14 protein-coding genes are annotated in these 14,250 nt (G+C 63.7%); 8 read left to right on the top strand and 6 right to left on the bottom strand.

All coding sequences use genetic code 11. From position 1 onward, the window contains the following. Positions 1–176 precede the first annotated feature (176 nt). The 5 genes from ORS3428_RS02045 to ORS3428_RS02025 form a co-directional block, all read right to left on the bottom strand. Positions 177–2,303, bottom strand: coding sequence for a vWA domain-containing protein (locus ORS3428_RS02045; protein ID WP_071094145.1), 2,127 nt, complete (start codon positions 2,301–2,303; stop codon positions 177–179). A 2-nt stretch (positions 2,304–2,305) separates the two neighbouring features. Then, positions 2,306–2,869, bottom strand: a complete 564-nt coding sequence (locus ORS3428_RS02040; RefSeq protein ID WP_071094144.1) for an RNA polymerase sigma factor — start codon at positions 2,867–2,869, stop codon at positions 2,306–2,308. A 69-nt stretch (positions 2,870–2,938) separates the two neighbouring features. Next, a complete protein-coding gene (locus tag ORS3428_RS02035; RefSeq protein WP_071094143.1) occupies positions 2,939–3,670 on the bottom strand; it encodes a dienelactone hydrolase family protein in 732 nt (243 codons plus the stop codon). A 103-nt stretch (positions 3,671–3,773) separates the two neighbouring features. Beyond that, positions 3,774–4,463 (bottom strand): hypothetical protein, encoded by a 690-nt coding sequence (locus ORS3428_RS02030; RefSeq protein WP_071094142.1) that lies wholly within the window; start codon positions 4,461–4,463, stop codon positions 3,774–3,776. 89 nt (positions 4,464–4,552) lie between these two features. Next, positions 4,553–6,127 (bottom strand): trimethylamine methyltransferase family protein, encoded by a 1,575-nt coding sequence (locus ORS3428_RS02025; RefSeq protein WP_071094141.1) that lies wholly within the window; start codon positions 6,125–6,127, stop codon positions 4,553–4,555. A gap of 272 nt (positions 6,128–6,399) precedes the next feature. Here ORS3428_RS02025 and ORS3428_RS02020 point away from each other — a divergent pair, with 272 nt between their 5' ends. Further along, positions 6,400–7,098, top strand: a complete 699-nt coding sequence (locus ORS3428_RS02020) for a corrinoid protein (RefSeq protein WP_071094140.1) — start codon at positions 6,400–6,402, stop codon at positions 7,096–7,098. An 88-nt stretch (positions 7,099–7,186) separates the two neighbouring features. Here ORS3428_RS02020 and ORS3428_RS02015 read toward each other — a convergent pair whose 3' ends face one another. Next, complete coding sequence (locus tag ORS3428_RS02015; protein WP_071094139.1) at positions 7,187–7,324, bottom strand: entericidin A/B family lipoprotein; 138 nt, start codon at positions 7,322–7,324, stop codon at positions 7,187–7,189. 59 nt (positions 7,325–7,383) lie between these two features. On the opposite strand from ORS3428_RS02015, the gene ORS3428_RS02010 reads away from it, so the two are divergent. The 7 genes from ORS3428_RS02010 to ORS3428_RS01980 all read left to right on the top strand — a co-directional run bounded on the left by ORS3428_RS02010 (position 7,384) and on the right by ORS3428_RS01980 (position 14,250). Next, positions 7,384–8,016: a DUF1638 domain-containing protein gene (locus ORS3428_RS02010; protein ID WP_071094138.1), complete on the top strand. Its 633-nt coding sequence runs from the start codon at positions 7,384–7,386 to the stop codon at positions 8,014–8,016. Positions 8,017–8,182: 166 nt separating this feature from the next. Continuing rightward, positions 8,183–8,965 carry a formyl transferase gene (locus ORS3428_RS02005; protein WP_071094137.1) on the top strand — a complete coding sequence of 261 codons (783 nt, stop codon included), beginning with the start codon at positions 8,183–8,185 and terminating at the stop codon, positions 8,963–8,965. 133 nt (positions 8,966–9,098) lie between these two features. Beyond that, the gene (locus ORS3428_RS02000) at positions 9,099–9,401 is read left to right on the top strand and encodes a virulence factor (protein WP_071094136.1); all 303 of its coding nucleotides are present in this window, start codon (positions 9,099–9,101) and stop codon (positions 9,399–9,401) included. Continuing rightward, entirely contained in the window at positions 9,394–9,993 is a 600-nt protein-coding gene (locus ORS3428_RS01995) for a methylenetetrahydrofolate reductase C-terminal domain-containing protein (protein ID WP_071094135.1), read from the top strand. The genes ORS3428_RS02000 and ORS3428_RS01995 overlap by 8 nt, the downstream gene beginning before the upstream one ends. Further along, complete coding sequence (locus tag ORS3428_RS01990) at positions 9,990–11,081, top strand: methylenetetrahydrofolate reductase (RefSeq protein ID WP_071094134.1); 1,092 nt, start codon at positions 9,990–9,992, stop codon at positions 11,079–11,081. Before ORS3428_RS01995 ends, ORS3428_RS01990 begins: the two co-directional genes overlap by 4 nt. A gap of 79 nt (positions 11,082–11,160) precedes the next feature. Next, entirely contained in the window at positions 11,161–12,138 is a 978-nt protein-coding gene (locus ORS3428_RS01985; protein ID WP_071094133.1) for a methyltetrahydrofolate cobalamin methyltransferase, read from the top strand. A gap of 42 nt (positions 12,139–12,180) precedes the next feature. Then, positions 12,181–14,250 carry an ASKHA domain-containing protein gene (locus ORS3428_RS01980; protein ID WP_071094132.1) on the top strand — a complete coding sequence of 690 codons (2,070 nt, stop codon included), beginning with the start codon at positions 12,181–12,183 and terminating at the stop codon, positions 14,248–14,250.

The raw sequence follows: 14,250 nt of genomic DNA, 5'->3' as shown, positions 1-14,250 counted from the left end.
CCCGCCGTCGATGTCACGTTCCCGCTGATATGCAATTCCAGCCCCTCAAAGTCCTCTATCAGCTTCGACTAACAGAAGGTCATTGCGACGAAGTTCCGGAAAAGCCGCGCAATTTAACGATCGGACGAAGGCCAGGCGGGGTTTCACCTGCCGGCCTGTGTCCGATCTTCGCCTAACTATTTGTTGCCGCCCAGCGAGGAGGCCAGTCGCACCAGCGACAGGAATTCGCCCCTGTACCCGAACGGATCGGCGCCTCGGGCTGCATTGGCGATCTCCAGGATGCGGTCGTAGCCGRAATTCGCCGTTTGATCCTCGTCGCGCAGCTTCTGCCCGAAGGCGGCGACCGCGACCGAGAAGCGCTGGTCGGCGCCCGCCTGATCGAAGGACGACACTTCGTTGGCGGCGGTCACCGGCGTGGTGATCAGCTTGGAGACATCCTCGTTCGGCAGCTTGTAGCGGATCTTGACGAAGGCATATTCGTCCGCATTGGCAACGCCGCCATTGTCGACCTTCGCCTGGCCGTAGCGCAGCGGATCGACCTGCTCCGCACCGCTGCCCTTCGGCGTGATCTCGTAGATCGCCGTCACCGAATGGCCGGAGCCGATATCGCCTGCATCGACGCGGTCGTTATTGAAATCCTCGCGCTTCAAGGCGCGCGTCTCATAGCCGACCAGACGATACTCCGAGACCTTGGCCGGATTGAACTCGACCTGGATCTTGACGTCTTTGGCGATGGTGAACAGCGTCGAGGAAGCATCCTCGACCAGCACCTTCTCGGCTTCGGCGAGCGTGTCGATATAGGCCGCCGTGCCGTTGCCGTTCTGGGCGATGGTCTGCATCATCTGGTCGTTCAGATTGCCGCGGCCGAAGCCGAACACCGACAGGAAGACGCCGGTCTTGCGCTCCTTCTCGATCAGCTGCTTGAGATCGGCGTCATCGGTCTGGCCGACGTTGAAGTCGCCGTCGGTGGCAAGCATCACCCGGTTGACGCCGTCCTTGACGAAGGACTGCTGCGCAAGCTTGTAGGCTTCCCTGATGYCGGCCTCGCCGGCCGTCGATCCGCCGGGTTCCAGATTGTCGATGGCCGAAAGTATCTTCTGCTTTTCCGCCGCCTTCGTTGGCATGAGCACCGTGCCGGCATTGCCGGCATAGGTGACGATGGAGACGGTGTCGTCGAGCTTCAGCTTGCTCACCAGCAGCCGGAAGGCCGATTTCAGCAGCGGCAGCTTGTCCGGCTCGTCCATCGACCCCGACACGTCGATCAGGAACACCAGATTGGCCTTGGGCTGCTCGGCCGGCTTCACGTCGAAACCCTTGATGGCGACATGCATCAGCCTGGTACGCTCGTTCCAGGGCGTCGGCATGACGGTGATGGTCGAGTTGAACGGCGTCGCGGCCGAGCTTGGCCCCTTCCAGTCATAGGGGAAGTAGTTGATCATCTCCTCGACCCGAACCGTGTCGGGATCAGGCAGGATGCCTTCCTTCAGCGAGCGCCGCACGAAGGAATAGGATGCCGTGTCGACATCGATCGAAAAGGTCGAGACCGGATCCTGCGTCGTTTCATGCACCGGATTGGTCTTGAACGTTTCGATGCGGTCGCGATTCTCCTCCTGCGGCTGCATCTGGTCGGACGGCATGGGCAAAGGCTGAACCATCAGCTTGGAATCGGCGATGGCGCCGGCCGGCGCCTGAGCCCCCCGCATGGCCGCCGCAGGCGCTTGCGCATTCGCGCGTCCGCCAGCCGCGAGTTGACCGCTCTCGGCCGGCGCCGGCTCGGACTGCGCCGCCGGCGCCGTCTCCTGCTTGGCCAAGCTGTCAACTTCGGCAGCCGGCTTCGGCGGCGATGCCGGCGCAACCTGAGCCTCGCCCTTGAGGCGATCCTCGCTGGCGGTCTTCTTTTCGTTGGCGGGCGCGACCGCCAACGGTTCGTTGATCACCGGCTGTTTCACCGTAGGCTTCTGCGCCGCCGGCTTGTCGGCCACCGTCTCGGTGATCTTCCCGTTGCCGCCAATGACAGGTGGCTCCTTCAACATCTCAAAAGCGGCATAGCCGGCGATAGGCAGCGCGACCAGCGCGGTGATGGCCGGCGTGGCAATGAGTTTCCGTTGCATGATCTCTCTCCAGAGCGTTTGTGCTCGCTCCGTGAGACGAAGACCTGCCGCTGTTCCTTGGGGGGCCGTCGCGATTTTTTTTTGGCCGTCGAAAGCGTGCATCGCAGCGGCGAACGCGCGCGCCTTGGCCTCGCCGTTCGGCGCCGGCACTGCGAGGTCGCGCAGCCTTTCGAGTTCGTTGTCGTCGACCATGGTCACACTTCCCCGGCTGACCGCATGAGCACTTTCAGCCGCTTCTTCGCTTCATGGATGTGCCAGGAAACCGTCGTCTCCGAGATCGCCATCACTTCCGCCGCCGCGGCATGGCTGATGCCCTCGCCATAGACGAGCAGCACGGCATCGCGTTGCTTGTCGGGCAACATACGCACCGCCGCCCACAGCGCCTCGGTCGGGTCCGGGCCGTCAGCAGAGGCCTCGCCCGCAATCAGCGCATAGGCACCGTAAGCCTCGGTCCTGGCGGTATCACGGGCGTGCTTGCGCATCATGTCGCGCGCCGCGTTCAGCGTCATGGCGTAGAGCCAGGTCGTGAAGGCGCCGTTGCCCTGATAGTCGCGGATCGCCGGGCCGAGTCGCACGCAGACGTCCTGGGCGATATCCTCGGCGTCGGCCTTGCTGCCGCACCAGCGATAGGCGGCGCGATAGACGAAGCCGTAGTGCCTTTCGAGCAGTTTGCCGAAAGCCCCCCTGTCTCCGCCCCTCGCCCGCCCGATCAATTCGGCATCGGAGGCTTCGCTGTCGTCCAGCATCATCGCCGTCATTTGCCTGTTGGACGAAGGCTAATGGCGATTCCTTGGGATGATGGGAAGAATTTTTTGCCGAGCGCCGGCCTATTTGAGCATCTCGCTGAAGAACGTCGTCAGCCGCTTCCAGTGACGCTCGGCGGCGGCTGTGTTGTAAGCGCTGTGGTCCCTTACGCACCAGCCATGGCCGGCGCCAACATAGTTCTCGATCGTGTGGTCGACTTCGGCGACCCTGAGCGCCTCGGCCAGCCGTGCCGATTGCTCCGGCGGAAAGCTGCGGTCGACCCCGGCCACGCCGACATAGACGCGCGCCTTGATCGAAGCCGCCTTGCGGTGCGGGCTGTCGGCGGCATCRCTTGCGAGGTTCCCGCCGTGGAAGCTCGCCGCCGCCGCTATGCGGTCGGGATGGGTTGCCGCCGCGTTCAACGCCCGCGCCCCGCCCATACAATAGCCGACAACGCCGATCGGCTCGCTGACGCCTTTGGCTGCTAGCGTATCGAGGAAGGYCGTGCTGTCGCGGATGGTCATATCCTGAGTGGTGCCTGAGACCAGCGCCATCAGCTCCGCTTTCGTCTTTTYGACGGTGAAGGCGGTCTTGGCGTCGAACGGACCATAAGGCGCATTGCGATAGAAGAGATCGGGCACCAGCACGGCATAGCCTTCTTCGGCGAGCCGCTCGGCCATTTCATCGAGTGCCGGGCGCGGCCCGAAGGCATCCATATAGAGGATGACGCCAGCCCTGGCCGCGACCACTGACCGGAAAAGCCTGGCCTTCGCCTTGCCGTCGCTGGTTTCGATCTCAATGTCCTGTCGCGCCATGCCGCTCTCCGTTTTCTGTCGCGAGATAGATATCGGCGCGCGCCGCTCCTGCAAGACAATCCCGGAGCCTGTCGTTCAAGATTTCGTGCGGACGGCATTCATATTACGGCCGGGCAAAGGCCGCCATATGAAAGGCCTGAACTTCCGGCGAGTAGCGGTAAGATGTGCAGTTGGGACAGGCGTTGCGATCGAGGCAGCCGCCRCTCCGGCAAGGCTCGCCTTTGGGGCCGCGCACATGGCCGAGACAGGCATCATGGGCAAAACCCCGCACGGAATAGGCATCGACCGGACAGGATTTCATGCAAGGCTTTTCAAGACATGTGTCGCAAAGATGAATCGGTTCCTGAGGTTCGGGGAGGAAAATCTCCTCCGCGAACAGCAGCGCGCCACGATAGGCATGCCAGAGCCCGTATTCCGGGTGCATGAGGATGCCAAGCGGCGACGGGTTCAGCTTTTCCGCCCGCATCGCCCATTGCTGGAACGGCAGATGGGGCCGGTCGGAAGGCGACACGGCGCGCGCGCCAAAATCTTTCGCGACCGCGCCGATCACCTCGCGCGACCATGTGTCGAGCGGATTGGCAATGGGCTGCGGCTGCCTCTCGAGCCAGCGCTGGAAATGCGGCCAGGGTGCTGCGCCCGCCTGTCCCACCAGCAGAGCGGACTTTGCGGGCGCACCGGATAGCCCCGCGGCCGCGACTTCATCGCCGGCGAAGCGGAAGCCGCCGCGAAGGATCAGGCCATGGGCGGCAAGCACGGCCGCGATTCTATCGATCGTGCCGCGCGAGACAATCATCCCTTCCGGTCCGGGTCGGAGAACGCGCTCCGCCAGACTTCCTTGTGGATGATGTTGGCGACTTTAGCCCGGCCTGACTCGGGCTCCTTTCAAGTGAAGGCGTCGGCCATCGAGGCCTTCTTCTTGGCGATGAATTCCTTCAGCGCTTCGTCGATGCCCGCGTCGAGATGCGGCGCCTCGTAGCTTTCCAGCCAGCGGCGGGCGAGTTCGTTGGCGCGCTGCGGCGCCGTCTTCTCGCCCTCGGCCAGCCACTGCTCGTAGGAATTGTTGTCGGCGATGTTGGACCGATAGAATGCGGTCTGGAAGTTGGCCTGCGTGTGGTCGCAGCCGAGATAATGGCTGCCCGGACCGACCTGCCGGATGGCGTCCATCGCCTGGCCGTTTTCCGAAAGGTCGACGCCCTCGGCGAACTTCTGCTGCATGCCGAGCTGGTCGATGTCCATCATGAACTTCTCGTAGCAGGAGGCGAGGCCGCCCTCGAGCCAGCCGGCCGAATGCAGCACGAAATTGGTGCCGGCAAGGATCGTCGAGTTCAGCGTGTTGGCGCTCTCATAGGCCGCCTGCGCATCCGGGATCTTCGAGGCGCAGAGTGAGCCGCCGGTACGGAACGGCAGGCCGAGCCGGCGCGCGAGCTGCGCTGCGCCATAAGAAACCAGGGACGGCTCCGGCGTGCCGAAGGTCGGTGCACCCGACTGCATCGAAATCGACGAGGCGAAAGTGCCGAACAGCACCGGCGCGCCGGGACGGATGAGCTGCGTGAACGAGGCGCCGGCGAGCACCTCGGCCAGGATCTGCGTCAGCGTGCCGGCGACCGTCACTGGGCTCATGGCGCCGGCGAGGATGAAGGGCGTGACGATGCAGGCCTGGTTGTGCCGCGAGTAGACCTTCAGCGCGCCGAGCATGGTCTCGTCAAACACCATCGGCGAGTTGGCGTTGATCAGGCTGGTCAGCACCGTGTTGTTCTCGACGAAATCGTCGCCGAACACGATCTTGGCCATCGCCACCGTATCCTCGGCGCGCTCCGGGGCGGTCACCGAGCCCATGAACGGTTTGTCCGAGTAGCGGATGTGGCTGTAGACCATATCCAGATGCCGCTTATTGACCGGCACATCCACCGGCTCGCACACTGTGCCGCCGGAATGGTGGRTCGACGGCGCCATATAGGCGAGCTTCACGAAGTTCTGGAAGTCCTCGAGCGTCGCATAGCGGCGGTTGCCGTCGAGGTCACGCACGAAGGGCGGGCCATAGACCGGCGCGAACACCGTCGCATTGCCGCCGATCTGCACCGAACGCTCGGGGTTGCGCGCATGCTGGGTGTAGATCGAAGGCGCGGTCTTCAACAGCGATCGGCAAAGCCCTTTCGGGAAATGCACGCGCTCGCCCTTCACGTCGGCACCGGCCTCTTTCCACAGCGCGAGCGCCTCGGCGTCGTCGCGGAAGATGATGCCCACCTCTTCCAGCACCGTGTCGGTGTTCTTCTCGATCAGCCCCAGGCCCTCCTCGTTGAGGACCTCGTAAACGTTGATCTTGCGCTTGATATAGGTGAGCTGGGTGCCTGGACCGCCGCCGGCGCGCGCCGCGCGTCTGGCCGCTGCGCCGCCGCTGGCGCCGCGTCCGCGTCGTCCGCCCGACGCTTCCTGTTCGACTGCCGCGTTATCGCTCATGATCGTTCTTCCTATCAATTGGCCTGAATTGGCTCGCGGCCGGTTTGATGCCGCTTCTTGCCGGATCGTAGCCATGCACCCTATTCGAAACGGCCCGCCAGCGCCAACGCCTGTCGCAAAATCGACAAGAAAACCAATAGATTTCCAGTCGCTTTCCTTTTGCGAGAAGTCGCAAATCAGCTATGGCTACCTTGCCCTCGCGGGTTAGGTATTGGCCCATTGACTATGAGGCTGCCGCAATCATTCCGAGCAGCAAGGAGCCCGAGAAAAAAATGTCCGACGACGAGATCATCCTTTCCGAGCTTTCCGACGAGGAACTCGTGCAGCAGATGCACGACGACCTTTATGACGGACTAAAGGAAGAGATCGAGGAAGGCACCAGGATCCTTCTCGACCGCGGCTGGCAGCCTTACACGGTGCTGACCGAGGCGCTTGTCGAAGGTATGCGCATTGTCGGCGAGGATTTTCGCGACGGCATCCTGTTCGTGCCGGAAGTGCTGCTTTCGGCCAACGCCATGAAGGCCGGCATGGCCATCCTGCGTCCGCTGCTGGCTGCCACCGGCGCGCCCAAGCAGGGCAAGATGGTGATCGGCACCGTGAAGGGCGACATTCACGACATCGGCAAGAACCTCGTCGGCATGATGATGGAAGGCGCCGGCTTCGACGTCATCGACCTCGGCATCAACAACGCAGTCGAGAAGTATCTGGAGGCTCTGGAGGAGCATCAGCCCGACATCATCGGCATGTCGGCGCTGCTCACCACCACCATGCCCTACATGAAGGTCGTCATCGACACGATGAAGGAAAAGGGCATCCGCGACGACTATGTCGTGCTGGTTGGCGGCGCGCCGCTCAACGAGGAATTCGGCAAGGCCGTCGGTGCCGATGCCTATTGCCGCGACGCGGCGGTGGCGGTCGAGACGGCCAAGGACTTCATGAAGCGCAAGCACAACGTTCGCGCTTCCGCCTGATCCCAAGGCGTCCGGCATGGACCGACAGGAAAAAGCCGCGCCTTGCAGCGCGGCTTTTTTGTTCCCAGATGTTGGGCGAGGCTACTTATCAGTTGGTGACAGTGTCTTTGACCGCCCTTGCCGTCGATTTGACATCCTTGCCGACACCCCGAATGGTGTTGGCGCAGGCCGTGAGAGCAAGCGCGCAGGCAAGGATGACCATCGGCGCGATGCGTAGCAGTTTCATGGACGGTGTCTCCCTCGACAGATAATTAGCCCCGCAGCGAAAACCGGTGCGACTGGTTCATGGTCAAAACGCAAAAAACGAAACCGAATCAAACAGACAGGCTGCTCGTCATTGCCTGCGGAATGATTGCGCGCGAAGTTTTGGCCGTCAAGGATCAGCTCGGCCTCGACCATCTCGAGCTGACCTGCCTGCCAGCCGAGTTCCACTTCTATCCGGAGCGCATCGCGCCAGCCATGGACAAGGCGATCGAGAAGGCCAAGGCGGAAGGCTACAAGCGCATTTTCGTCGGCTATGCCGACTGCGGCACCGGCGGCATGCTCGACCGCGTGCTGGAAAAGCACGGCGTGGAGCGCATGGCCGGGCCGCATTGCTTCGCCTTCTACCAGGGCCTGGATGCCTACGCGAAGGTCGCCGACGACGACATGATGTCGTTCTACATGACCGACTTCCTCTGCCGCCAATTCGATGCCTTCTTCATCAAGCCGCTCGGCCTCGACAGGCATCCGGAGCTGATCAAGGACTATTTCGGCAACTACGAGAAGCTGATCTATCTTGCGCAGACCGACGACCCGGAACTCGAAAAGGTTGCGGAGAAGGCCGCGGCCATGCTCGGCCTCGCCTATGAGCGCCGCTCGACCGGCTACGGCGATCTGACAGACGGATTGGCGCAGGCAGCAGCCGACGCAGGCTGACGGACTCAAGCGCTGACTGAGCATGACTCCGACCGAAGTCAGCGGAGCAAAAAGTTGCAGACTTTCCGGACCAAGACCATCCATCGACCGCCGGCTCACCAAGGATTAACCCGCTCTCCCTAACATCCGGCCGCCTCTTGAAGGCGGGTAGAAGGCGGCAGGAGCCATGGCAGCGTCGGAACCCGGTCCGCGACCGGTCGTGGTCGTCACCGAAGGCGGCCCGCATATCTGGGCCATCGTCAACGCGCTCGCCGATCGCGTCGGCCCCGTCAGCGTCATCCTCGAAACCCCTGAGTCAAAGAAGCGTTTGCTGCTTGGCCGCGCACGGCGCCAGGGCTGGATCTCGGCAATCGGCCAACTCGGCACCATGGTGCTGACCAGGCTCTGCAAGCGGCTTTTCGCCGGCCACGCCGCGCGCCTGATTGCCGAGGAAAAGCTCGAGACCGAATCTCGTCCAGGCCAGACGATCATCCAGGTGCCATCGGCCAACGGGCCCGAATGTCTTCAGGCGATCGAGAAGATCGGAGCCGGCGTCGTGCTGCTCGCCGGCTGCCGGCTGCTGTCGAAAGAGACACTCGCAAAGATGCTTTGCCCTGTGCTCAACTATCATGCCGGCATCGCGCCGAAATATCGCGGCATGAATGGCGGCTACTGGGCGCTGGCCTTCGGCGACCGGGAGAATTTCGGGACCACCGTGCATCTGGTCGATGCCGGCGTCGACACCGGCGGCGTACTGAGGCAGGCGCGTGGCATCCCGAAACCTGGCGACACCATCGCCAGCTATGCGCTGCGCCAGGCCGCGTTTTCCCGCGATATCTGCGTCGAGGCCGTGAACGATGCGCTGGCAGGAAATCTCGCAACGATCGATCCGGGCCTGCCGTCAAAGCAATGGTATCATCCGACGATCTGGTTCTATCTCTGGACTGGCCTGACGAAGCGCGTGTGGTGATGAGCCGGCATCGGAATTGAACGTTCGCTTTGCGCCATCGGTAGCGTCGCTTTTGAAGGCGCGCGCGTCGTCCCATAACAAGCGGCCCAACGGCGCATGCGGCAATGCTCCCAACATCGAGGAGTGAGAATTCATGGCCGATTTGATCGTCGTCTATTGGCGCGACATCCCAGCCCAGGTCATCGTCAAGAAGGGCCRCCAGAACGCCAAGCGCGAGCTGCCCTTGCGCTTTACCGAGGCGATCGACATGTGTGCCATGCGCACCGGCGCCGGCAGCACCGACGACTACCTTGCCGAATGGCGCAAGGCCGATCCGGTGCCGGTGGGCGACGACATCGAAGCCGAGGTCGAGAAGGCTTACCAGGACCTCGATGCGAAATACGACCGCGAGCGACTGGTCGCTCTGGTCAAGGCTGGCGGGAAAGAAAATGTCTGAGAAACAGCCGGCGGTTACCCAGGCCACTTTGGTCAAGAAGGCAGCGCCGAAATCCGACTACAAGCCTGCAGATGTGTCGCCGCAGCGGCGCGTCCAGCGCACATTCGCGGTGCGGCTGTGGTCGATCCGTCATTCACGTCTGCTCGAATGGTTCTACGCCCGCTTCGCCGACGCCTTCCTGCTGCTCCATCCCTTGTGGAAGGGCATCGGCTACGGCCGCGTCGAGGCGCCGGTGAAGTTCGTCGAGAAGCGCGTCAAGGGCTTCATGTTCGACTGCCGTATGTGCGGCCAGTGCATCCTGTCCTCGACCGGCATGTCGTGCCCGATGAACTGCCYCAAGCAGCTGCGCAACGGCCCTTGCGGCGGCGTGCGCGCCAACGGCAATTGCGAGGTGGAGCCGGACATGCCCTGCGTCTGGGTGAAGGCCTGGGAAGGCTCCCGCAACATGGTGCATGGCGACAAGATCCTTGCCGTGCAGAAGCCGGTCGACCAGTCGCTGCGCGAAACCTCGGCCTGGCTGYGAGTGACCGCGCAGGCCGCCGCGGCGCGTGAAACAGCCCAGAAAGCGAAGAATTCCGGAGCTTCGGCATGACCGTCCGCCAGCGCGACGAGAACCCGGCCGGCGTCCACCTGCCGCTCGACCCCCTGCCCGGCCATTCCTCGCGCGGCCGRCTGGAGCGCGTGCTGCGCCGCGGCGAGTTCGCGGTGACGACCGAGCTCAACCCGCCCGACAGCGCCGATCCGGAAGATGTCTACGACCGCGCCAAGGTCTTCGACGGCTGGGTCGACGCCATCAACGCGGTCGATGCGTCGGGCGCCAACTGCCATATGTCATCGGTCGGCATCTGCGCGCTTTTGACCCGCATGGGCTATGCCCCGATCATGCAGATCGCCTGCCGCGACAAGAACCGCATCGCCATCCAGGGCGACGTGCTGGGCGGTGCGGCGATGGGCGTCGCCAACATGCTGTGCCTCACCGGCGACGGCGTCCAGGCCGGCGACCAGCCCGGCGCAAAGCCGGTGTTCGACCTCGATTCCATGTCGTTGCTCGAAACCATCCGCATCATGCGCGACAACGGCAAGTTCCTGTCCGGCCGCAAGCTGACGACGCCGCCGCAGGTCTTCCTCGGCGCGGCGGTCAATCCCTTCGCGCCGCCTTACGATTTCCGCCCGATCCATCTCGGCAAGAAGATCGCCGCCGGTGCGCAGTTCATACAGACGCAATATTGCTTCGACGTGCCGATGTTCAAAACCTTCATGCAGAAGGCGCGCGACCTCGGCCATACCGAGAAAGTCTTCCTCCTGTGCGGGGTCGGGCCGCTCGCTTCCGCCAAGACGGCGAAATGGATCCGCTCCAACGTGCCGGGCATCCACATCCCCGATGCAGTGATCAAGCGGCTCGAAGGCGCGCAGGACCAGAAGAAGGAAGGCAAGCAGCTCTGCATCGACATCATCAACGAGGTGAAGGAAATTCCGGGCGTCGCCGGCATCCATGTGATGGCCTACCGCCAGGAAGAATATGTCGCAGAGATCGTCGATGAGTCGGGCGTGCTGAAAGGCCGCCAGCCCTGGAAGCGGGAGATCCGCCGCGACGACCAGATCGTCGCTGAGCGGCTCGACCACATATTGCACGACGAGATTACCGAAACCCAGGTGGACATGGTGAAGACCGCGCATTGACGGCGCGGCGGCAGCATCCGCTTGAACGAAATCAGATAACGATATAAAGAACTCTTTATATCCCCGACGGAGAGATCGCATGACCCGCACCATCGTCGCATCGGCGACCCGAGAAATCGTAATCGGCTTCGACCAGCCCTTCTGCGTAATCGGCGAGCGCATCAACCCGACCGGCCGCAAGAAGCTGGCCGCCGAGATGGTGGCCGGCAACTTCGAGACCGTCGTCAAGGACGCGCTTGAACAGGCCGCCTGCGGCGCCACCATGCTCGACGTCAATGCCGRCGTCACTGCCGTCGACCCCAACGCGACCGAGCCTGCGCTGCTGGTGCAGACGCTGGAGATCGTGCAGAACCTGGTCGACCTGCCGCTCTCGATCGACAGCTCGGTCACCGCCGCCATCGAGGCGGCGCTGAAGGTCGCCAAGGGCCGTCCGCTGGTCAACTCCGTCACCGGCGAGGAAGAGAAGCTCGAGGCCATCCTGCCGCTGGTCAAGAAATACAACGTCCCGGTCGTCGCCATCTCCAACGACGAAACCGGCATCTCCATGGACCCGGACGTCCGCTTCGCCGTCGCCAAGAAGATCGTCGAGCGTGCCGCCGACCACGGCATCCCTTCGCATGACGTCGTCGTCGACCCGCTGGTGATGCCGATCGGCGCGCTGGGCGATGCCGGCCGCCAGGTGTTCGCGCTGCTGCGCCGTTTGCGCGAGGAGCTCAAGGTCAACACCACTTGCGGCCTTTCGAACATCTCGTTCGGCCTGCCGCACCGCCACGGCATCAACGCGGCCTTCATCCCGATGGTGATCGGTGCCGGCATGACCAGCGCCATCATGAACCCGGTCCGTCCGCAGGAAATGGAGGCCGTGCGCGGCGCCAATGTGCTCAACGGCACCGACGAGAACTGCTCGACCTGGATCAGAACCTACAAGGACTACAAGCCGGCCGAAGGCGGCCATGCAGCACCCGCGCCCACGCCGGTGTCCGCTCCCGGCGAAGGCGGCGCTGCAGCCGGCGGCCGCCGCCGTGGCGGACGCGAGGCCCGTATGGCGAGGTTATAAGGTAGAGATTGTGACTGCCTCGACAGAGGGAGGTATCCGAACATGAACCCTCCCCCGAACATAACCGATCCGCTCGTGCTGTTCATGCCGTCCGGCAAGCGCGGGCGGTTCCCTGTTGGCACGCCGGTGCTCGATGCCGCGCGCCAGCTCGGTGTCTATGTCGAGAGCGTGTGCGGCGGCCGCGCCACCTGCGGACGCTGCCAGATCGAGGTGCAGGAAGGCAATTTCGCCAAGCACAAGATCGTTTCGTCCAACGACCACCTCTCGCCCAAGGGCGCCAAGGAAGAGCGATACGAGCGCGTGCGCGGTCTGCCCGAACGCCGCCGCCTCTCCTGCTCGGCACTGATCCTCGGCGACCTCGTCGTCGACGTGCCGCAGGACACGGTCATCAACGCCCAGACCATCCGCAAGGACGCCGACACCCGGGTCATCGCCCGCGATACGGCGATCCGCATGTGCTACGTCGAGATCGAAGAGCCCGACATGCACAAGCCGCTCGGCGATCTCGACCGCCTGAAGCTCGCGCTGATGAAGGATTGGGGCCTCACCAACCTCGAATTCGATTTCTATTTGCTGCCGCAGGTGCAGGGCATCCTGCGCAAGGGCAACTGGACCGCCACCGCCGCCATCCACAAGGATGCCGACAGCGACATCGCGCGCGTCATCGCGCTGTGGCCCGGGCTGAAGAACGAGGCGTACGGGCTTGCCTGCGACATCGGCTCGACGACCATCGCCATGCATCTGGTGTCGCTGCTCTCCGGCCGCGTTGCCGCCTCCTCAGGCACGTCCAATCCGCAGATCCGCTTCGGCGAGGATCTGATGAGCCGCGTCTCCTACGTGATGATGAATCCCGACGGCCGCGAGGGCATGACGGTCGCCGTGCGTGAAGCGGTTTCCAGCCTCGTCGACAAAGTTTGCGCGGAAGGCAATGTCCAGCGCAACGACATCCTCGATGCGGTGTTCGTCGGCAATCCGATCATGCACCATCTCTTCCTCGGCATCGATCCGACCGAGCTCGGCGGCGCGCCGTTTGCGCTCGCCGTTTCCGGCGCGGTGCGCATCAAGGCCTCCGATCTCGGCCTGAAGCTGAACCAGGGCGCGCGCCTCTACATGCTGCCTTGCATTGCCGGCCATGTCGGCGCCGACGCGGCCGCCGTCACCCTCTCCGAAGGCCCGCACCGCCAGGACGAGATGATGCTGATCGTCGATGTCGGTACCAATGCCGAGATCGTGCTCGGCAACAGCACGCGCGTCGTGGCGGCCTCCTCGCCCACCGGGCCTGCCTTCGAAGGCGCCGAGATTTCTGGTGGTCAACGCGCGGCGCCTGGCGCCATCGAGCGCGTGCGCATCGATCCGGAGACGCTCGAGCCGCGTTACCGCGTCATCGGCTCGGAGCTGTGGTCCGATCAGCCGGGCTTCGCCGAGAGCGTTCAGGCCACTGGCGTGACCGGCATTTGCGGCTCGGGCATCATCGAAGTGGTGGCCGAGATGTATCTCACCGGCATCATTTCCGAGGACGGCGTCGTCGACGGATCGCTCGGCGAGCGCTCGCCGCGCGTCGTCCCGAACGGCCGCACCTTCTCCTATGTGCTGAAGGATGGCGAGCCGAAGATCACCATCACCCAGAACGACGTGCGCGCCATCCAGCTTGCCAAAGCGGCGCTTTATGCTGGCACCAAGCTGCTCATGGAAAAGCAGCATACTGACCATGTCGACCGCATCCATTTCGCCGGCGCCTTCGGCTCCTTCATCGATCCGAAATACGCCATGGTGCTGGGGCTGATCCCCGACTGCGATCTGGACAAGGTTTCGGCCGTCGGCAACGCAGCCGGCGCCGGCGCGCGCATGGCACTCCTAAATCGCGGCTATCGCCGCGAGATCGAAGAGACAGTGAGCCGGATCGAGAAGATTGAGACCGCGCTCGAGCCGAAGTTCCAGGAGCACTTCGTCTACGCCATGGCGCTGCCGAACAAGGTCGACCCGTTCCCGAAGCTGGCGGCCGCGGTGAAGCTGCCGCCGCGCAAGACGATAAGCGACGACGGCGGCGCCGGCGATGCCTCCCCACGCCGGCGCTCGCGCGAGGAGCGCGCGGCTCGGCGTGGCCGCGCATAA

The sequence above is a fragment of the Mesorhizobium sp. ORS 3428 genome, assembly GCF_001854785.1.
Taxonomy (GTDB): Bacteria; Pseudomonadota; Alphaproteobacteria; order Rhizobiales; family Rhizobiaceae; genus Mesorhizobium.
Note: the sequence above shows the minus strand (reverse complement) of the source record. Positions and strands in the feature narration are given on the sequence as shown.